25 protein-coding genes are annotated in these 19,521 nt (G+C 51.6%); 23 read left to right on the top strand and 2 right to left on the bottom strand.

Features of this window, described 5'->3' with window-relative positions:
* Nucleotides 1–30 precede the first annotated feature (30 nt).
* Complete coding sequence (locus V6940_RS11685; RefSeq protein ID WP_333495962.1) at nucleotides 31–555, top strand: hypothetical protein; 525 nt, start codon at nucleotides 31–33, stop codon at nucleotides 553–555.
* A 76-nt stretch (nucleotides 556–631) separates the two neighbouring features.
* On the opposite strand, the gene V6940_RS11680 is transcribed toward V6940_RS11685, so the two are convergent.
* A complete protein-coding gene (locus tag V6940_RS11680; protein WP_333495961.1) occupies nucleotides 632–3,022 on the bottom strand; it encodes a glucose/quinate/shikimate family membrane-bound PQQ-dependent dehydrogenase in 2,391 nt (796 codons plus the stop codon).
* A gap of 402 nt (nucleotides 3,023–3,424) precedes the next feature.
* Here V6940_RS11680 and V6940_RS11675 point away from each other — a divergent pair, with 402 nt between their 5' ends.
* From V6940_RS11675 to V6940_RS11625, 11 genes are all read left to right on the top strand, one after another.
* On the top strand, nucleotides 3,425–4,651 hold the full coding sequence (locus tag V6940_RS11675; RefSeq protein ID WP_045340728.1) for a tyrosine-type recombinase/integrase: 1,227 nt from the start codon (nucleotides 3,425–3,427) through the stop codon (nucleotides 4,649–4,651).
* Nucleotides 4,652–4,743: 92 nt separating this feature from the next.
* Nucleotides 4,744–5,562: a hypothetical protein gene (locus tag V6940_RS11670; RefSeq protein ID WP_127348256.1), complete on the top strand. Its 819-nt coding sequence runs from the start codon at nucleotides 4,744–4,746 to the stop codon at nucleotides 5,560–5,562.
* 94 nt (nucleotides 5,563–5,656) lie between these two features.
* The gene (locus V6940_RS11665; RefSeq protein ID WP_045340731.1) at nucleotides 5,657–5,941 is read left to right on the top strand and encodes a helix-turn-helix transcriptional regulator; all 285 of its coding nucleotides are present in this window, start codon (nucleotides 5,657–5,659) and stop codon (nucleotides 5,939–5,941) included.
* Nucleotides 5,942–5,961: 20 nt separating this feature from the next.
* Nucleotides 5,962–6,552: a Rha family transcriptional regulator gene (locus tag V6940_RS11660; RefSeq protein ID WP_045340732.1), complete on the top strand. Its 591-nt coding sequence runs from the start codon at nucleotides 5,962–5,964 to the stop codon at nucleotides 6,550–6,552.
* Between the two features lie 598 nt (nucleotides 6,553–7,150).
* Nucleotides 7,151–7,453: a host cell division inhibitor Icd-like protein gene (locus V6940_RS11655; protein WP_333495960.1), complete on the top strand. Its 303-nt coding sequence runs from the start codon at nucleotides 7,151–7,153 to the stop codon at nucleotides 7,451–7,453.
* Nucleotides 7,446–7,631: a hypothetical protein gene (locus tag V6940_RS11650; RefSeq protein ID WP_078309651.1), complete on the top strand. Its 186-nt coding sequence runs from the start codon at nucleotides 7,446–7,448 to the stop codon at nucleotides 7,629–7,631. The genes V6940_RS11655 and V6940_RS11650 overlap by 8 nt, the downstream gene beginning before the upstream one ends.
* The gene (locus V6940_RS11645; RefSeq protein WP_333495959.1) at nucleotides 7,624–7,851 is read left to right on the top strand and encodes an aminotransferase; all 228 of its coding nucleotides are present in this window, start codon (nucleotides 7,624–7,626) and stop codon (nucleotides 7,849–7,851) included. The genes V6940_RS11650 and V6940_RS11645 overlap by 8 nt, the downstream gene beginning before the upstream one ends.
* Nucleotides 7,848–8,216, top strand: coding sequence for a hypothetical protein (locus V6940_RS11640; protein WP_071284465.1), 369 nt, complete (start codon nucleotides 7,848–7,850; stop codon nucleotides 8,214–8,216). The genes V6940_RS11645 and V6940_RS11640 overlap by 4 nt, the downstream gene beginning before the upstream one ends.
* Nucleotides 8,213–8,578 carry a hypothetical protein gene (locus tag V6940_RS11635; protein ID WP_045340734.1) on the top strand — a complete coding sequence of 122 codons (366 nt, stop codon included), beginning with the start codon at nucleotides 8,213–8,215 and terminating at the stop codon, nucleotides 8,576–8,578. The genes V6940_RS11640 and V6940_RS11635 overlap by 4 nt, the downstream gene beginning before the upstream one ends.
* The gene (locus V6940_RS11630) at nucleotides 8,578–10,713 is read left to right on the top strand and encodes a DUF927 domain-containing protein (protein ID WP_071284467.1); all 2,136 of its coding nucleotides are present in this window, start codon (nucleotides 8,578–8,580) and stop codon (nucleotides 10,711–10,713) included. Before V6940_RS11635 ends, V6940_RS11630 begins: the two co-directional genes overlap by 1 nt.
* 342 nt (nucleotides 10,714–11,055) lie before the next feature.
* The gene (locus V6940_RS11625; RefSeq protein ID WP_023309421.1) at nucleotides 11,056–11,391 is read left to right on the top strand and encodes a hypothetical protein; all 336 of its coding nucleotides are present in this window, start codon (nucleotides 11,056–11,058) and stop codon (nucleotides 11,389–11,391) included.
* A gap of 47 nt (nucleotides 11,392–11,438) precedes the next feature.
* Here V6940_RS11625 and V6940_RS11620 read toward each other — a convergent pair whose 3' ends face one another.
* Nucleotides 11,439–11,909 carry a hypothetical protein gene (locus V6940_RS11620; RefSeq protein ID WP_039671529.1) on the bottom strand — a complete coding sequence of 157 codons (471 nt, stop codon included), beginning with the start codon at nucleotides 11,907–11,909 and terminating at the stop codon, nucleotides 11,439–11,441.
* 288 nt (nucleotides 11,910–12,197) lie between these two features.
* Here V6940_RS11620 and V6940_RS11615 point away from each other — a divergent pair, with 288 nt between their 5' ends.
* The 11 genes from V6940_RS11615 to V6940_RS11560 all read left to right on the top strand — a co-directional run bounded on the left by V6940_RS11615 (nucleotide 12,198) and on the right by V6940_RS11560 (nucleotide 19,514).
* On the top strand, nucleotides 12,198–13,364 hold the full coding sequence (locus tag V6940_RS11615; protein ID WP_333495958.1) for a phage major capsid protein: 1,167 nt from the start codon (nucleotides 12,198–12,200) through the stop codon (nucleotides 13,362–13,364).
* A 51-nt stretch (nucleotides 13,365–13,415) separates the two neighbouring features.
* The gene (locus tag V6940_RS11610; protein WP_000848270.1) at nucleotides 13,416–13,976 is read left to right on the top strand and encodes an HK97 family phage prohead protease; all 561 of its coding nucleotides are present in this window, start codon (nucleotides 13,416–13,418) and stop codon (nucleotides 13,974–13,976) included.
* 1 nt (nucleotide 13,977) lies between these two features.
* A complete protein-coding gene (locus V6940_RS11605; RefSeq protein ID WP_333495957.1) occupies nucleotides 13,978–15,213 on the top strand; it encodes a phage portal protein in 1,236 nt (411 codons plus the stop codon).
* Nucleotides 15,210–15,548: a phage head closure protein gene (locus V6940_RS11600; protein WP_014072019.1), complete on the top strand. Its 339-nt coding sequence runs from the start codon at nucleotides 15,210–15,212 to the stop codon at nucleotides 15,546–15,548. Before V6940_RS11605 ends, V6940_RS11600 begins: the two co-directional genes overlap by 4 nt.
* A complete protein-coding gene (locus V6940_RS11595; RefSeq protein ID WP_333495956.1) occupies nucleotides 15,541–15,834 on the top strand; it encodes a head-tail connector protein in 294 nt (97 codons plus the stop codon). The genes V6940_RS11600 and V6940_RS11595 overlap by 8 nt, the downstream gene beginning before the upstream one ends.
* Nucleotides 15,834–16,277 (top strand): HNH endonuclease signature motif containing protein, encoded by a 444-nt coding sequence (locus tag V6940_RS11590; protein WP_014072018.1) that lies wholly within the window; start codon nucleotides 15,834–15,836, stop codon nucleotides 16,275–16,277. The genes V6940_RS11595 and V6940_RS11590 overlap by 1 nt, the downstream gene beginning before the upstream one ends.
* A 126-nt stretch (nucleotides 16,278–16,403) precedes the next feature.
* On the top strand, nucleotides 16,404–16,595 hold the full coding sequence (locus tag V6940_RS11580; RefSeq protein ID WP_014072016.1) for a hypothetical protein: 192 nt from the start codon (nucleotides 16,404–16,406) through the stop codon (nucleotides 16,593–16,595).
* The gene (locus V6940_RS11575; protein ID WP_000113647.1) at nucleotides 16,553–16,909 is read left to right on the top strand and encodes a phage terminase small subunit P27 family; all 357 of its coding nucleotides are present in this window, start codon (nucleotides 16,553–16,555) and stop codon (nucleotides 16,907–16,909) included. Before V6940_RS11580 ends, V6940_RS11575 begins: the two co-directional genes overlap by 43 nt.
* A complete protein-coding gene (locus tag V6940_RS11570; RefSeq protein WP_251995702.1) occupies nucleotides 16,893–18,554 on the top strand; it encodes a terminase large subunit in 1,662 nt (553 codons plus the stop codon). Before V6940_RS11575 ends, V6940_RS11570 begins: the two co-directional genes overlap by 17 nt.
* A 13-nt stretch (nucleotides 18,555–18,567) precedes the next feature.
* On the top strand, nucleotides 18,568–19,167 hold the full coding sequence (locus V6940_RS11565) for a tail assembly protein (protein ID WP_333496125.1): 600 nt from the start codon (nucleotides 18,568–18,570) through the stop codon (nucleotides 19,165–19,167).
* Nucleotides 19,164–19,514, top strand: coding sequence for a hypothetical protein (locus tag V6940_RS11560; protein WP_103142694.1), 351 nt, complete (start codon nucleotides 19,164–19,166; stop codon nucleotides 19,512–19,514). Before V6940_RS11565 ends, V6940_RS11560 begins: the two co-directional genes overlap by 4 nt.
* Nucleotides 19,515–19,521 lie beyond the last annotated feature (7 nt).

Below are 19,521 nucleotides of genomic sequence, written 5' to 3'. Positions count from 1 at the left end.
CTGTGGTTAACGATTAATCATGAGGTAAGAATGGCTATCTTTGGTAAGGCTCTGGCAGCCTCTTTTGTCATGCTGGTGGCGGTATCGGCGCACGCTGACATAAAGATGGAACGTAAAGACATTCCTGCATTAAAGCTGAGCATCGAGATCCCGCAGACGCTTACGCCAATGTCTGATGACATGGCGAAAATCAAATACCCTTCTGAAAACCGCCCGCAGGTGATCTATGGCGACGAACGCGGTAAAGCGTCCTTAGGTATCAGCAACGGCCGCCATGCGCTGCCCGCAGACAAGCTCGACGTGGCAAAGGATGCGACGCTGAAAATGCTGAATAACTTCAAGCCGAAAGCGGAAGCCGTTACGGTGGATGGGCACAAGGCGTGGTTGATTACCTTCCGCTCTCAGGCACCGGATACTGACATTCTGAATATGCTGCTGGTGACGTCAGAAAACGATAAGGCCGTGCAGGCTGCGTTTAACATGACAAAGGATTTGGAAGGGCAGTATAAGGATGTGGCCAGGGCTTCGCTGTTGTCGATTAAGTTTGATAAGTGACTGAAATGTAGGCCGGATGGCGGCATAAATGCCTTATCCGGCCTACATTCCTGTAGGCCGGATATGGCGCTAACGCTTACTTCGTGTCGTCAGGTAACGCATAGGCGACGATATAATCACCCATCTTCGTGCCAAACGATCCGTGACCGCCTGCGGAAATGACCACGTACTGCTTGCCATTCACCTCATAGGTCATCGGCGTCGCCTGACCGCCTGCTGGCAGACGACCCTGCCACAGTTTCTCACCGTTGCTCATGTTGTAAGCACGCAGGTAGTTATCGGCAGTTGCCGCGATAAACAGCACGTTACCGGCCGTGGAGATTGGGCCACCCAGCATCGGCATACCCATATTGAACGGCAGCGGAACCGGCAATGGGAACGGCAGGCTATCCTGCGGCGTACCCAGACGTTTTTTCCACACTACTTCGTTAGTTTTCAGATCCAGCGCCGAGATATAACCCCAGGCTGGCTGTTTGCACGGCAGGCCAAACGGTGACAGGAACGCGTTCAGCGTCACGCCAAACGGCACGCCGTACTGTGGCTGAATACCAGACTCGGTACCGCTCGACTTCGCGTCTTTCGGCGGCTCCATCGGGTTGCCAGGACCGCGTGGGATCAGCTTCGACACGAACGGCAGCGCCATCGGGTTAGCAATCGCCACCTGGCGGTTAGGGTCAACGGAGATACCACCCCATTCGAACATCCCCAGGTTACCTGGGAACACCAGCGTGCCCTGCTCGGACGGCGGGGTGAAGATGCCTTCATAGCGCAGTTTGTGGAACATCACGCGGCACACCAGTTGGTCGAACATGGTGGCGCCCCACATGTCCGCACCGGTCAGATCTTTCTTCGGACGGAAGCTCAGATCGGAGAACGGCTGGGTTTTGGTGACGTAGTCGCCTTTGGCTGCACCCTGAGGAACCGGTTTTTCCGGGGCCGGTACAACCAGCTCACCGTTACGGCGGTCGAGCACGAAGATGTTACCGGTTTTCGCAGGCGCGTAGATGACCGGCACCGTCTTACCGTCAACGCTGATATCTGCCAGCGTCGGCTGGGACGGCATATCCATATCCCACAGATCGTGGTGAACGGTCTGGTAGCTCCAGGCAAGCTTACCGGTGGTGGCATTCAGCGCCACAATTGAGCTCGCGTAGCGTTCCTGCTCTGGCGTACGGTTGCCACCCCAGATATCCGGTGTGGTTACGCCCATCGGCAGATAGACCAGATCCAACTTCGCATCATAGGCCGCTGGCGCCCAGGAGTTTGGCGAGTTGAAGGTATAGTGCGAACCCGCTGGCGGGATAGCATTTGGATCTTTCGCACCCGGGTCAAACGCCCACAGCAGTTTGCCGCTGTTAACGTCAAAGCCGCGAATCACGCCAGACGGCTCACGGGTAGAGAAGTTATCGGTGACCGCACCGGCAATCACGATCACTTTGTCAGTGATAATCGGTGGTGAAGTTGGTTCGTACATGCCCGGCGTGGTGACTGGCATGTCGGTTTGCAGATTGAGAATACCTTTGTTGGCAAAGCTCTCGCACAGCTTACCGGTGTCGGCGTTGAGGGCGAAGATACGGCCATCGTTTACCGGCAGGATAATGCGGCGCGGACAGTCGGCAACCACGTCAGGTGACGCGTTTGCGGCGGTCGCTTCATGGTAAGAGACGCCACGGCAGGTCACGTGCTGGAAGCTAGGGTCAGTGCCGAGCTGTGGGTCAAAGTGCCATTTCTCTTTACCGGTCGCTGCATCCAGGGCAAACACGCGCTGGTGAGCGGTACAGAGGTAGAGCATATTGCCAATCTTGATCGGCGTGACTTCGTTGGTGATTTCACCCGGATCGTTTGGCTGCTTCAGGTCGCCGGTGCGGAATACCCAGGCTTCCTTCAGGTTATGCACGTTGTCGGCATTAATCTGCTTCAACGGCGAGAAGCGCTGGCCTTCCTGGTTGCGTCCATAGGCTGGCCAGTCTTGATCTGCAACCTGAGAGATTGGTTCCGCCGGTGTAGCGTCTGTGCTCAGCGTGCCGTTAACCTCCTGCGGGTCGTGGAAACCGGCCCAGGTGAGGATGCCGGCGCTGATAATCAGCGCGACGAGCAGCGCCGCAACGGCTCCGCTTGATGGCACCACCAGACGGCGCCAGACAAACGGCAAAATCAACCAGACACCGAAGATAACCAGCACGTCGCTGCGCGGCGTCAGTGCCCAGAAGTCGAAGCCGACTTCCCACACGCCCCATACCATGGTTGCCAGCAGCAGCACGGCGTAAAGCCACAGCGCTGAACGCTTCGCGCGCCAGAGTTGTGCCGTAATGCCCAGCATCACCAGGCCAGCGATAGGGTAGTACCAGGAACCCCCAATCGCGACCAGCCATACGCCGCCAATCAGTAGATACAAGCCGCAGAACGCCGCAAAGAGGGCGGTTAGCCTCCCGAGCAGCCCTGGACGTTGATGATTTGTTTCAGCCATAGAAAAGTGTCCGTTTGTTTGTTAATTATTGCTTTCATTTCATTATAGGATTTAACAAGTGTGATCGAAATCACAAATTGAGCTTTATTATCGAATTAGCCGCGTCAATCGTTTTGCTGGTATACTTTCACGCTTGCTGATCAACCTCGCGGCTCTGGGTTAACGGGTTGAGTGATTTACATTTAAAATCATGTGGTTAGTTAAATGAAACATACTGTTGAAGCAAAAAACTTCATGTTTTCATGCTTTTATATGATTTCGTGAATTCTCTATTTTGAGTTTTATTATCAGTAAGATACGCTTGTTTTTGTTTGTGTGTTTATGCGGTTTTTTCGACTGTAGCAACGAACGGTGTATCAATCGGTGTATCAATCTCAATCACGAATTCAGGCGGGGCGGGCTATGGCGGGCACTAACAAGCTAAGTGATAAAAAGCTCAAGGCACTCCAGGGGGCCAGCCGTGATGCGCCAGAAATGTATGCTGATGGTGAAGGTTTAAGCGTCAGGGCATCAAAACAGGGTCAACTAAGTTGGGTATTCTCGTACCGGTTGGGTGGAAGGGGGAGCAAACTCGAACGTCTAACGCTTGGCCGTTACCCTGATTTGTCGCTAAAAGCTGCGAGAGAAAAGCGGGAAAAGTGTCGCCAGTGGCTGGCTGGTGGACTTGATCCAAAAACAGAGCTTGAACTGAGCACAGAAGAAACGCTTAAACCTGTGACAGTACAGGATGCTCTTGAATACTGGCTGGTGAATTATGCTAGGAGAAAGCGTAGCGATGAAGAACTGGTAAGGGCACAGCTACGCAAGCATATTTACCCGCGCCTTGGTCGTTATCCACTCTCCAGATGTGAAACCCGCCATTGGGTGGCCTGTTTTGATGAAATAAACCAGACTAAGCCCATGACCGCCGGTCGCATGTTTCAGATTTCCAAACAGGCGTTACGTTTCTGCAAAGTTCGCCGCTATGCTGCCAGTGATGCCTTGGTCTTTCTCACCATTCAGGATGTAGGCCAGCCATCCGGCCAACGTGACCGCGTTTTGTCAGATAGCGAACTGGCTGATGTATGGCGCTGCACTGACAGCGAGGATCAGCAGCCGTATTATTCACGGCTTCTCAAAATGTTGGTGCTCTTTGGTGCGCGAACGATGGAGGTTCGCCTTTCCCGATGGTCAGAATGGGATTTTACCTCGTGGATTTGGACAGTACCGAAAGAGCACAGCAAAACTCGCGAGAAAATCGTGAGATCGATACCAGAAGCTATACGGCCGTGGCTGGAAGAGTTAAAGCGCGAGACAGGGAAAACAGGCTTGTTACTGGGAGAAGATCGTACCCGTCAGGCTGTATCATTGAAAGGACGCAGGCTTTTTAAAGATTTTCACCATAACGAGCCGTGGACATTGCATGATTTACGCCGCACGTTCTCCACAGGGCTGAACAATATGGGTATAGCACCGCATATAGTCGAGCTGTTGCTGGGTCATGCCTTGCCAGGCGTTATGGCGATTTATAACCGTAGTCTGTACTTGCCTGAGAAGCTGGACGCTTTGAATAAGTGGTATGACCGATTAGAACTTCTTGCGGGTAATCATCAAAATGTGGTTCTGTTACCTGTAATGAATAGAGATTAAACTGATATTGCGGGTCTAGGTCGGCCAACCGAAAAGCGGGAAACCCTACCCGTCTGGCTCGCAAGTTATTTAGGGGCGTTGAGGGTGGCGTCATGAATATTCCAATACCAGAATATTGTACTTTAGAGCGAGCATCAAAGTTAATTGGCTGTGAGATTGGCGACTTACTACATTTTGGTGAGATTGGTACGGTAACTATTTGTATTAAAGTACCTTCATCAACAAAGGCAATGGTTCATGTCTTCAAAAAAGATGAAGAAACCGTTTATGATATTGAAGCAGAATGGTCTTCTCGCGGAAAATACTCTGAGTTTGTGACTGTTGATGAACCAATGGAACATGCAGAGGATTATGAATATGAGTTTAGAATTCCTGCTTTTATCAGTGGCCTGTGGGGTATGTTGCGTTGTTCTGATTTTGGTCAACCATTTACACAAATTCCCTGTGAAGGTATGGTGGTCTTGACTGGTACTGACAGACCATTTCTTGCAATTCTAGATTTTCCCGGTTCGGAGTGGGGTGTTGAACAATTATTAAACATACAACCGGAAGATATGTATATATTAGGTGCTGACATCGAAAAAATTATAAATTATGCAGGGAAGAGATTGCCTGATAGATCGGATGAACATATCGATAATATCAATGTTAAGCCCAATGGTGAATTATTGGTGAGACATGAAGATAAATTATCGACCAAAACAATAAATAGCCGTGCGCAATTTATCAAGTCACTTTTATACACAATGTACGATTCTGATGTTGCTGAAAATCCAAGAAAATACTTTGATAATCCTGATAGTGAAATAAGTGAGCTTTTTAAAGCAAAAGGAATAAAGGCTCCCAATGGCAGGACTGTGCAAGCTTGGTTAAGTATGGTTGATATTCCCTTCATTGAAGGAAAATCATAACTGGAAAATCCAGTAATTTTCCGGAAAATTCCAGCAGAGCATTTTTCTAGACGTAACAATAGCCTCCACAAAACGCAGAAACAGTGGAGGCAACATGCCAAATATCATCTTTACCCCGCCAAATCCTGAGCAACGCCGCAGCCTTCTGGAAGAGTACGGATTCAAGTTCGATCGCCGTATTCGTGAAGATGAGTGCAGTGAAATGACCAGTCTTTCCCGTTCCAGCCGTTGGAAGATGGAGCAAGAGGGCCGCTTTCCTCCCCGCTGCCACTTTGGCCGCAATAGCTGCGCTTGGCTTCTTTCGGATGTGCTCTGGTGGGTTCGGAACCCTCCTGCCGTGGAAAACGTCAATAATCCGTACAGCCGCAAATCAGCATAATTAACTACAGGTAATCAACGATGAAAAAATTAAATGCCCGCGTGGGGCAGGGATTCGATCACTCTGAAAACAGCCTGATTGATAATTCAGTACCAACGATGAGCAGCTTGCAAATGGTTGAATACATCAATGCTGATCGGAAAGCAAAGTCCGAAGCGGAGGGGTTGGCTTTCCCGTGTAAAGAATACCGGGTACTGCAACACAAGGATTTTCTCAAGAAAACTCCGAAGGTTTTAGGTGGGGAGCACTCAGCGAAATTTTTCGCTCAGTACAAAGACAGTACAGGAAGATATCTGCCTTGCTATCAGTTCCCTAAGCGCGAAGCCTGCCTAATGGCTATGAGCTACAGCTATGAACTTCAGGCGGCAGTATATGACTACATGGAAGAGCTGGATCGCCAGAAGGGCGGTTATCTGGCCCATACCATCAATGAACTTCAGCATATTGTTGCTTCCGCTCGTCAGTTCTCCGATGAGGATTCGAGTGATGCAGGTCTTCGACTGAGAAAACGTCAGGATGATTTAGTGCTACTGGAGAGAGCGGAATATCTGGTTAAAAACCTGAGTCAGTTACCGCTTAACTTCGGGGGAGGTACTTCTGGTGAGAAATAAAACAAAGGCAGCTTTGCAGAGCTGCCAATGTCACTACCAAAAACTTAAGCAGAAACAGCATACCAGGCCAGTTGCTGGTGGTCAAAGGTCGGGCAATGCAATTTTTAGTGCATCGGGAACCGCGCCAACGGCGCAGTTAAATCACAACATACTGATATCCAAGCAAAGCTCAAATTTGAGTCTGGTTAGCTCAAAGATAGTCGGTTGTATTCTCAGTGTTGGGGGTACTGCATTGCAGCATACCCAATACTTCCCCCAATGGGGGGAGTGTGAGCCGGTAGCGGGTACATTGATTTTGCGCACCTCATTTAGAGTTGCACAAATGCAACTCGGTACATCTCCCCAACCCTGGGGAAACTCAAATATTTGGTATCAGCCTTTTGGTTCGATGCCGCGTGATTGTAGCTCTTTCCGCAAAACTCGCTTTATCCAAGTGGCAAGAGAAGAGTCTCCGTCTTTTTTCATTTCAGCTTCAAGTTGTGCGCGTAACTCATGCTGGAGACGGATCTGGTACTGGTCAGTTTTGGTTTTAGTGCTTGACATTGTAATTACAAAATCCATATTATCGGCTGGTGGTTGTAATTACAACGTAACCAAAATGGTTTTGCAACTGCTAAATATGACGAAGCCCTGTAGTGCTCGAACACTGACAGGGCCTCTTACCAAACCGTTAATTGGAGTAACAGTTATGGCTGATAAACAGCATACCCAAACTCGCCCTGAATTTACATGGAGATTTCTCTCCGCTTCTGAGCGCTACCCTACCGCCAAACCATTGGTGATCTACGTCAACGCATCCAGTGAGCAGGAGGCCCGCGACACTATGCCGGGGGTAAACCTCATTTTTGCAGCTCGCCTCCCATTACATGCCTTTCAGCTCATGGAGGTACGTCATGCGTGAGTTAGCAAATAAAAGCGCTTCAATGGCTTGCGAACTGGCTGTTTTGCTAATGGTTGTTGAAGAGTGCGAAATTGATTCCGTTGGGCGTGAAAATCTTATCAGCCTGGCTAGACGAGTATCGGATCAACTGGCGGCAAGCATGGTCGAGCAGAATTCAACGGGGGGGCTCAATGGATAACTTTTACACCTACCGCAGCAAAAAAGATTTGCTGTTACTGCCGCAAGAGGTTGCCGCGCTTCTGTCATGTGCTGCTTACCTTTCAACTATCAAGGGGGAGGCGGAGCGTATCCATGTAATGAGTTTAACGCACCTGGCTCAGCGCCTTTCTGACGAACTGGCAAACTCACTGGATATTTCTACTTTTTCAGACCCTGAAACTCTGGAGGCAAAACCATGATCAGCAATGTGAAGTTTAACGAGCTGGCTAACCGCGTTGATCTGCTGGTTGAAAAGGTTTTGCACCTTGAGGCACAGGTTAAGTCACTCACCGATAGTCAGGGTGGAGAAATCCCTCCGGGTATGACGCCAGTAGCAACGCTGGCCGCTGAATACGGAATCTCAACCAAAAAGGCTGAGGAGCTGGCGAAAAACACAGGGGTGATGCTGGTTAAGCTGAAATCTGGCGGGTTCGTTGCGCCTGATGAAAAGTTCAGGGAAGCGGCACGGTTGGTGCTGCGCAGTGCTAAGCGTAAATATGGCTCTGCGTACTGGTTCCATCCCCTGATCGGTAAATTCCAGATGAGCGGAGGTATCCCACAATGACCGATATTTTTGAAGTGCTGGGATCATTGTTCAGTAAGCTCACTGAAACCGTTATTGCTCACCAGATAGCGGAAACCGGTTCGGCAACCTTGCTGGTGGAGAGCGATAAGTATATGGCCCGTTATCGCTTCACGCTTGAACCAGTAGCCACTTATAACGTGTTGGCGAAAACAATGGTTTTCGGTTGTGCTAAAGAGTTTGGCCGTGATCAGGGATTAACAAGGCTGCGCGATATTCTGCTGACCTGCTTTACCGACGATGGCGATATTAGCGAAATGGGGTTGCAGATAGTGAAAAGCTGCCACCTTGAATACCTGCATGAAGATTTGGAAGCGGATCTTTCCAATAAGGTGCTGCACTGATGAAGATGAAAAACGCTCCAAACATTAAGTGTCTGCCAAAGGACAAGTTTACTGAGGCGATTATTTTTGCGGGTGATGATGCTTATTCACACGCGCAGCACTGGATCGAGAGCGAGGGGAAAAGGGCGGGGGATGATGTGCCGCCAGTATATCTGGGTAAAAAACAGCTGGAGGAGCTTGAAAGGCTGAATATCATCGATCAGGGGCGTCGTTGCGTCCGCGTGATTAGAGCTGGTGAGCTTTCAGAAACTCAGGTGAGTATCATTGCTACCAAACTGGCACTGTCTGATGTGAAAGAGGCACGTTTGTTTAACGGTATGTTTGAGCCCCAGCCAAAAGAGAACTGGACGGATGTACTTCCACGGCTAAGGGAAGAGGCCGAGCGTGGGGAAAGTATTGTGGTAAATCTGCCTGTGAAAAAAAGGGAGCCAAAGCCTGAACCGGGTGATGAACTGAAACCCCGCGTAGAGAGCCGTAACGATGGCCTGTACTGGATCACGCCAAAGGTGGATAAGGACAGCGGAGAAATAATCAATAACGAAACGTGGTTGTGCTCGCCTCTCGAGGTGGTCGGCTCCGGTAGTGACGGTGCCGATCGCTATCTTGTTTTGCGCTGGCGTTCGCCGCGTGGCCACGAAGATATTACTAGGGCGATCCCCTGTGCTGATATCGGTGAGCGTGACGGCTGGCGCTCACTTAAAGCTGGTGGAGTGAATGTGACCACTAAAAGCACCTTCAGGGCGATTCTGGCCGACTGGTTGCAGCAATGTGGTTCAGGGCGCGAATGGATCATAAGCCATACCACTGGCTGGCATCATGGGGCATATATCATGCCTGATGGTGAAGTGATTGGTGATCCAGAGACACCCATTCTCTTTAACGGTCGCAGCGCTGCATCTTCCGGGTATGCCATTGCTGGTACTGCTGCCACCTGGCGGGATTCCGTCGCCCGTCTGGCCGGGGGCAATCCTTCTATGATGCTGGGCGTGGCCGCGGCATTATCCGCGCCGCTTATCGGCCTTGTGGGTGCTGATGGTTTCGGTGTCCATTTGTTCGAACAGTCGAGTGCCGGTAAGACCACCACCGCCAATATTGCTAGCAGTCTCTGGGGTGAGCCTGATGCGTTGCGGCTTACCTGGTACGGTACTGCGCTTGGCATAGCAAATGAAGCGGAGGCGCATAACGATAGCCTATTACCGCTTGATGAGGTAGGACAGGGCAGTAGTGCCAAAGATGTTGCCACCTCTGCTTACACCCTGTTTAACGGTGCCGGAAAATTGCAGGGAGCCAAAGAGGGCGGCAATCGGGAGCTTAAACGCTGGCGCACTGTGGCGATCAGCACCGGGGAAATGGATATTGAAACCTTCCTGGCTGCTGGTGGGCTGAAAGTTAAAGCGGGCCAACTGGTGCGCTTGCTCAACATCCCTATGGAGAAATCGACGGCCTTTAACGGCCTGCCAAACGGCAAGGCTCATGCTGACGCACTGAAAGAAGCCTGGATTGATAACCATGGCGCAGCGGGGCGTGAGTGGGTTAAATGGCTGGCAAACCACCAGCAGGAGGCTAAACAGGCGGTACGTGACGCGCAAACGCGCTGGCGCGGCCTCATCCCGGCGGATTACGGTGAGCAGGTACACCGCGTGGCCGAACGCTTTGCAATCCTCGAAGCCGCGCTGGTAACTGGTGCATCAATCACCGGATGGAGTGAACAGGCCAGCCGTGACGCTATCCAGCATAGCTTTAACGCCTGGGTGAAAGAGTTCGGCACGGGTAACAAGGAGCACCAGCAGATCATCGAGCAGTGCGAGGCGTTCCTGAATGCCTACGGTTTAAGCCGCTTTGCACCGTTGCCCTATGATCCGTCCAGTATGCCGATTCGCGATCTGGCAGGGTATCGAAAGCGCAAAAGCAGCCATGATGATGCGCCGCTGGTGTTCTATACGTTCCCCGCAACGTTTGAGAAGGAGATAGCTCAGGGCTTTAACGCCAGGCAGTTTGCCCGCGTGCTTGCCGCTGCTGGCTTGCTTTCTGAGCCGTCCAGCGGGCGTGGATACCAGCAGAAATCCCCGCGTATTGATGGGCGTCAAATCAACGTTTATGTGCTTCACCAGGTTGCGGAAGATGGAGAAGAATAAATTACACATGTGAGGGTTATTAAAGTTGGTTCAGTTGGTTCAGTGTCTATTGGTTATGTTCATATGGCTGTTTTATATGGGTTTAATGTCAAAAAAATGAACCAACACTGAACCAACAAATAGCAGTTTTGAACCAACAAACGGGCAGTTTGAACCAACATTTTAGAACCTCATGGACTGAACCAACATGAAAATATCCAATGTTGGTTCAAATCGGGGCATTGTTGGTTCAATTAACGGAAAATAATCCTTATAAAACAATCATCTTTACAAATTGAACCAACTGAACTAACTGAACCAACATAGTTTTGTATATATACGTGAAAAATAAAGAGGTCATTAATGAAACTGATTGGCAAAGATAACGGGCATATGAGCGATCTTAAGTTTCTCTACAGCGCCGTTGATGAGCTTTCAAATAAAGATGAGATTACGGTGACGGATTTTCTGGCACTGAGCGCTTTTGTCACTTCTGAAAAGCTTGATCTGGAAGCGTACCAGTCTGGGCTGGAAGAAGGGGGGCAAGAGTTGTCGAAAGACGCCAGCGCTTACCTCGATCTTCTACAGAGGATGGCGGCTGATTTGTCGTACCCAACCTCTGGCCTTGAGAACGCTATCCATAGCGCACAATCAACAGCAAGCTGGGCTTTCTATCAGTGGGGGCTGGATAAAGAATAATCATCCTGCTTAGCAAAAAAAGGCCTGGTTTCTCCAGGCCGTCAAGACTACATGAAATAAATATCTTCTCCCCGTTCGAATACATCAATAATGCCGTGGGCTTCTGAGGGGCATTCTCCGTTAGTAATCAGCGTCTCCCAGAACTTCTGATCGAAACGACGGTCGAGGTAAAAATATCGGCAAATTCCTAAGAGATCACCTCGTTCCCATTCAGGCTTGTATCGAACCTGAAGTTCATCCTCTAGCGCGTAGAAGGTGAGCCTTTCTTTTTTTATCCATGCATCATCAAGTCGCTTGGCAAGAAAAAGTGTTTTTTCCTTTGAGGTAGTGAAAAAATCAGCAAAGGGTTCATGGGGTTTTTGCGGGATGCTACCGTCCGTATCATGGAGAGCTGGATAAACTCCAGACTCCCAAGCATACAGGTAAGCATTGCTGAACTCATCGTGATGCTTTCCGATATGCATTATCTGAATGCGCTGCTGGTTAAAAAGAGCCTGCATGATGTTGTGGTCAGACATGTTAATCCCTCGTCCAGAGTAAAAAGTAAACCTCAAAACAATATGGTTTATTCCTGCTTTTGTAAATTATTTGTTCTCCTGTTTTCGCTGCTGTTTGCGACAACATAGAGGTGTTTACTCATTGATTATTATGTATATCTTGAAGAGTGGCACTCAGACGTGAGCCGCCACTGGCCGTTAAATCAAGCTGTAGCGAGTACAGTCTGTGGGATGCAGAAAAAGATTTAACGGCCTTCCCTCCAAGCGCTGGTTTCACGTCTCAACGTTAATTGTTACGGAAACCACTCCATGAAGAAATTACTCGAATTACGCCAGCAGAAAGCCGCACTCAAAACCCAGATGCGTTCCTTGCTGGACAAAGCTGACACCGAAAAGCGCAGCCTGAACGAAGAAGAGGGCAAAAAGTTCGACGAACTACGCGCCCAGGCTGATGCGCTCGAAGTTGAAATCACCCGTCTAGAAGCCGTCGCCGACGATCAGCGCAATCTGCCTGGTACTTCCGTTGAAGGTGAGCCAGTAAGCAACGACGAGCTGCGCCACTACATCATGACAGGTGATACCCGTTCTCTCTCCACGCTGGTGCAGGCTGATGGCGGCTATACCGTTATCCCTGAGCTGGACAAAGAGATTATGCGCCAGTTGCAGGATGATAGCGTGATGCGCTCCATCGCAACGGTGAAGACCACTAAAACCAACGAATACCAGAAGCTGGTATCTGTGGGCGGCACTACCGTTAATCGCGGTACAGAAGGTGAAGCACGTACCGAAACCAGCACGCCGAAGATGGAGCGTGTTGATATCAAACTCAACCCGATCTACGCCTACCCGAAAACCACCCAGGAGATTCTCGACTTCTCCGAGGTGGATATTCTGGGCTGGCTGTCTTCTGAAATCGCTGACACCTTCACCGCTACCGAAGAAAGCGACTTTGTGAACGGCGACGGTGATAAAAAATCCAAAGGCTTCCTGTCTTACCCTCGCGCGGCCACTGCCGATAAAACCCGTCCGTTCGGCACGCTGGAGAAGATGGAAGCCGCTGACGTTTCTTCTGATGGTCTGATTGACCTGCTGTATAAGCTGAAAGCCAAATACCGCAAAAACGCCGTATGGGTGATGAACTCCAACACCGCCGCCAAACTGCAAAAGCTGAAAAACGGCAACGGGGATTACATCTGGCGCGATCGGCTGGTTGCCGGTTCTCCCGATACGCTGCTGGGCCGTCCTGTTCAGTATCTGGAAACCATGCCGGATGCGGAGGCGGGTAAAGCGTTCCTCGCGGTTGGCGACTTCAAGCGCGGCTATTTCATCGTGGATCACACCACTGGCGTGCGTACCCGTCCTGACAACATCACCGAACCGGGTTTCTACAAGGTGCATACCGATAAATACCTGGGTGGCGGCGTGGTGGACTCCAACGCCATCAAGGTGCTTGAGCTTTCCGGCTCCGGTTCCTGATTTGACGTTTAAGGGGCTTCGGCCCCTTTTTGCCCTCTGTGGAGTCCAGTAATGAAAACTATCGATTTTGAAATCCGTACTTCCGAAGTGAGCGCCAGCAACAAAAAGCTGGTGGGCTATGCCGTGCGCTGGAACAGTCTCTCAGAAATTATCTGGGACGAGTTCCGCGAGCAGTTTGCGCCGGGAGCGTTTAAAGACAGCCTGGCATCCGGTAGCGATGTGCGTGCGCTGTACGAGCATAACTATACCCAACTGCTGGGCCGCACCAAATCCGGCACGCTGGTGCTGTCCGAAGACGATACCGGGCTGCGCTTCGAGCTGACCCCGCCGAATACCCAGCTTGGCAACGATGTGCTGGAGCTGGTGGAGCGCGGGGATATCTCCGGCATGAGCTTTGGTTTCCGGGCGCTGAAAGAGGCGTGGGATATCGGCCAGTCTCCATACCTACGCACCGTGACCGCTGCCGAACTACGGGAAATCACAGTTACTTCTATGCCTGCTTATCCTGAGTCTGGCGTGGAAATCGCGCATCGTTCGCTTTTCTCCCAACATCCTGAACTGCGCCGCGCTGGCGATAACCGCCGCCGCTGGGCTGAATTAGCGGGGCTCTGATATGTGGAATATCTGGCCGTTTGGCCGTAAGTCTGAATCCTCTGAGCAGCGCAGCATGACCATTGATGAGTTTCTGGCGATGGCAGGGATTCCAAATACCGGATCAGGCGAGTACGTGTCTGCGGGTACTGCGGAATCTCTGCCGGCGGTCATGAACGCCGTGTCAGTTATCAGTGAGGCGGTGGCAACAATGCCCTGCTACCTCTACCGCGTGCGCAACGATAACGGGCGCGAGGCGCGGGAATGGCTGAGCAATCATCCGGTAGATTTTCTCCTGAACGAGCAGCCGAACGACTGCCAGACCCCTTACCAGTTTAAACGCACAATGATGCGCCATTGTCTGCTGAACGGTAACGCCTATGCGGTGATCCAGTGGGGCCGCGACGGCCAGCCGCAATCCTTGCATCCATATGCACCCGGGGCGGTTGTACCTGAGCGTATCGGCCAGCATAAGTACAAATATACCGTTACCGAGCCGTTTACCGGGGCTGTGCGCACCTACCTGCAGGAAGAGATTCTGCACCTGCGTTACTCCACCGATGATGGCTTTCTGGGGCGCTCCCCGATATCCATCTGCCGTGAGGCGCTGGGGTTAGGTCTGGCCCAACAGCGCCACGGTGCCAGCATTATGAAAGATGGCATGATGGCGGCGGGAGTCATAACCACATCAGAGTATCTCGACAGCGTGAAGGGCAAGCAGGCTATGGATGCGCTGGATCGCTACAAAGGCGCTAAAAATGCAGGGAAAGTGCCGATCCTTGAAGGTGGGATGGACTATAAGCAGCTTGGCATGAGTAATCAGGATGCCGAGTGGCTGGCCTCCCGTCGCTTCACTATTGAAGATATTGCCCGCATGTTCAACGTGTCGCCTATTTTCCTCCAGGAATACAGCAACAGCACCTACAGCAACTTCAGCGAAGCGAGCCGCGCATTTCTCACCATGACGATGCGTCCGTGGCTGGCGAACTTCGAACAACAAATCAAATCTGCGCTGCTGGTGGCCTCTCCGGTTCCGGGAACCCGCTATCAGGTGGAGTTTGACTCCGCTGACCTTCTCCGCGCCACGCCAACCGAACGCTACGCCACTTATGAGCGCGGCATTAAGAACGGGATCATGAACCCGAACGAAGCCCGTGAACGTGAGGGGATGCCGCCGCGTGAAGGTGGTGACGAATTTAGCCAGGCATGGAAGCAGGAAGTGAAGATCAGCAAGGACAACAAGGAAGGTGATGAATGAGAGCCGGAAAGATGAAGCGCCGCATCACCTTCCAGAAGTCCGAATCTCATCGGGATCAGATGGGGCAGGTTATCTACGTATGGTCTGACCTTGCCACCGTCTGGGCTGAAATTCGTGCTATCAGTGGGCGTGAGCGCATGTCTTCCGGGGCGCTTTACTCCGAAGCCACTGTGCGAATCTGGACGCGCTACCGCGACGATATCACCACCGCAAACCGCATTCTGTATCGCTCGCCAAACGTCCGGGGGCAGGTTTACGGCATCGTGGCCGTCATTCCTGATGTGGATCACACCCGGCTTGAGTTGCTGTGCAAGGGAGGCATTTTCAATGAGTGAGTTAATCGGTCTGGAAGAAGCAAAGCTGCATTGCCGTATTGATGGTGATTACGAAGATACGCTGATACAGGCGTACATCGAAGCTGCGCTGGAGGTCTGCCAGAAGCATATCGGCAAGCGATTTGATAACGGTCTGGAGTTCACCCCTGCTATCAAGATCGGCTGTCTGATGTACGTTTCTCAGTTGTACGAGTACCGCACGATGATCGGTGACACCGACGCCAAAGAGATACCGATGGCTGTCTCTGCGTTGTGGTCTGTCTACCGAGATGTGGGGGTGTACTGATGCCGTGGCAACCACTACGCCGGTGCACAGAGCCGGGATGCAATAAACGGGTGAAGTCTGGCAAGTGTGACGAGCATAAGCGGGAAGCGTGGCGGGCAGAGGATGCCAGACGCGGCCACCGACGCGCCCGTGGTTATTCAGCCTCATGGGAGAAGTACCGCGCTCAGTACCTTAAGCGCTATCCGCTGTGCGTTGAGTGTCAGAAGCTGGGCCTCTACGTTCCTGCAAAGATTGTCGATCACATCATCCCTATCAACGGCGGTGATGATGTTCTGTTCTGGCCTGAGTGGAATCATCAGCCGTTATGCCAGGCGCATCATAACCAGAAGACCACACAGCAAGACCCAACCACCAAAGCGAAGCGAAAAGCAGGGCTGTATCGTGAGCAGGAAGATCGTGCAGCCCATCGCAATGACTGGATGCATGAGGCTGACAATGACTGAGCAGGAACAGCAGCGGCTGATTAGTGGGCTGATAAAGCAGCGCGAGGCATGGCAACCAGCCAGACAGAGAGCGCACACGAAGCCCGTAGCAAAGCGCATGAGCCAGCGTGACCGGGAGCTTATGGAATGCTTCCGCAACCGATGACAGGCGGCATGGGCGGGGTGGGGGAGGTTTTAAAGACAAACCCCCTGCTGCAAGGCACCGCCTGCCCCCTCAAATTTTTACGCACGGTGATTTTTTTGAAAATAAAACGCGATGGAAACGAAAAATTTTTATGGCAAGACCACCAAAACCGCCCGCTTACCTTGATGAGTTAGCCGCGCAGCAGTGGAAGGCGAAGGCAAAGCAACTGGCCGAACGCGGGGATCTGACTCCCGCCGACTGGAACAACCTTGAGCTTTTTTGCGTTAACTATTCGATGTACCGCAAAGCCGTAGAAGACCTTGCCAGCCGCGGATTCAGCATTGTTAACAGCCAGGGCGGCGAGAGCCGTAATCCGGCGCTTAGCGCAAAGGCCGACGCTGAAAAAATCATGATTAAAATGTCGTCGCTGCTGGGCTTTGATCCTGTAAGCCGCCGCCGTAATCCGGTAGAAACGGAAGAGGAGGACGAGCTTGACCGTCTGGAATGATTACGCAAACGCCATTAAATCCGGTGAAATTCCGGCCTGTAAGCGCGTAAAACAGGCCGTTGAAAGGTACTTTTCAGACCTGAATGACCCCCGTTATGAGTTCGATACGGCGACCGTGGAGCGGTTTATTGCTTTCTCCCGGCTCTGTCCACACGTCAAAGGCCCGCTGCGCGGCCAGCCTATAGAGCTGGAGCCGTGGCAACAGTTCGCCTTTGCTAACCTGCTGGGCTTTAAGAACAGGGAGTCAGACCGCCGGAAGTACAGCAGCGCATTTATTGAGGTGCCGCGTAAGAACGCCAAATCCACCGTGGCTGCCATGCTGGCTAACTGGTTTCTGGTGATGGAGAAGGGCCAGCAGGATATCTACACGGCGGCGGTTAGTCGGGATCAGGCCCGAATCGTGTTCGACGATGCCCGCCAGATGTGCCTGCTGTCAAAACCGCTGAAAAAGCGCGTCAATATCCAGGCGCATAAGGTAATTTTCCCGAAGAGCAATAGCCTGTTAAAGCCGCTGGCGGCGAAAGCGGCCACCATTGAGGGGACTAACCCCAGCCTGGCGATTGTCGATGAATACCACCTTCACCCGGATAACGGTGTTTATTCCGCGCTTGAGTTGGGTATGGGCGCACGTCCGGAGGCGATTTTATTCGCCATCACGACCGCCGGGAGTAACGTTGTCTCAGCATGTAAGCAGCATTATGACTACTGCTGTCAGATTCTGGCCGGGGAAGAGAGCAACGATTCACTGTTTGTCCTGATCTACGAGCTGGACGACGAAAGCGAGGTTGAACAGCCGGAAATGTGGATCAAGGCTAACCCTAATCTGCATGTGTCCGTGGATGCGGCGAAACTGGAGTCCACCATCCAGAAAGCGCGGGGCATACCGTCGCAGTGGGTCGAAATGCTGACCAAACGTTTCAATATCTGGTGTCAGGGCTCCACGCCGTGGATGGGCGCCGGTGCATGGGATGCCTGTGCGCTCGACTATACCGAAGTCGATCTGGCCGGAATGGAGTGTTATGCCGGGTTTGACCTGTCCTCTACCAGCGACATCACCAGCGTAAGCTATGCGTTCCCGTTCGACAGGGAGATCAGACTCCTTACCCGTCATTATCTGCCGGAAGCGCAGCTGCTTAACGTCGCCAACAAAAACCGCGCCATCTACCGCCAGTGGGTAAAAGCGGGATGGATACGCACCACACCCGGCGACTGCATCGACTATGACCGCATCCGTGACGATATTCTGCGCGACGCTGAAACCTTCAATATCCGGCTGGTGGGCTTTGATACGTGGAACGCCACGCACCTGCGCACCCAGCTACAGGGGGCGGGCCTCGATGTGGAGCCGTTCCCGCAAACCTATCTCAAATTCAGTCCGGTAGCGAAATCCTTTGAGGTGTTCGTTAACCGCAGAGTGGTGCGCCACCGTGGCGATCCAGTTCTGGCCTGGGCGATTGGTAACGTGGTGATGGAGTCCGACGCTAACGCCAACATTAAGCCCAACAAGAAGAAATCCTCCAACAAGATAGACCCGGCTGTATCTGCGCTGATGGCGTTCGGTACCTTCCAGGCTGAGCATGAGGATTTTGCTTTCGATATGAGCGACAGCCACAAGCAACGGCTGGCGACATTTAACGGTATCTGACAGGAGTAGAATGATGAATACAGCTAATAATGAAACACTTGCGACTATCCGTATGTTTGGCCCGCTCGGCAAAACCTTCGGTAGAACTCACCAGCGCCTTGTAAGGACTACGCATGAGGCTTTTCGGGCTCTGGCCGTAACAATTCCCGGATTCGAAAAATACATGAATACAAGCAGGGCTCGCGGTTTAACATATGCGATTTATGTCGGAAAAAAGAACATTGGGGCAGATGACCTGGAATTTCCGAACAATGGACGCGAGATTCATATCGTGCCGGTGGTAATTGGAAGTAAAAAGGCAGGGTTGCTACAAACTATTTTAGGTGCTGTTATTGTGGCTGCCTCGATCTGGATGCCTGGTATTGGAATTGCCGCAAGTAATATGATGTTTGCTGCTGGTACTGCGATGACTGTAGGAGGGGTAGCTCAACTTCTTTCCCCTCAGGCTACGGGGCTTGCAAGTAAACAAAGCGCTGATAATAAAGCCTCATACGCATTTGGCGGCGTTACGAATACAACCGCCCAGGGGAATCCCGTACCGTTGGGTTACGGTAAGCGCCGTATCGGCGGTGCAATTATCTCAGCTGGTATCTATGTGGAGGATCAACTTTGACAACTCATGCACAACTCTGGCCGGAAGGTGAGGTATTTACCCGAGAGGTATTGATACCGACGAAGTACGAGCCATTACCAGTTGAAGTCACTTACACCGTTCCTCCTTTCGAGATCGTTGTCGAAACGTGGCAGAACAGAGACCCAGCTAAGGCTTACGCTCTGTTTAGACAATTCATTGTTGACTGGGATCAGCAGGACAAACTCACCGACGAAATACTTATGTGCTTTCTGACAGCTTACCCCGGTACAGATGAAGCTATTTTTGCCGGATGGTATGAGCATATGAAAGAAGTTATGACGGTAAATGAGCAGCTTTTCACAGGTTGCAGCCAGTCAATCAACTGAGGGGGGC

It is taken from the genome of Kluyvera sp. CHPC 1.251 (assembly GCF_036759945.1).
GTDB lineage: Bacteria > Pseudomonadota > Gammaproteobacteria > Enterobacterales > Enterobacteriaceae > Kluyvera > Kluyvera sichuanensis.
This window is presented reverse-complemented; position numbering and strand designations above follow the sequence as displayed.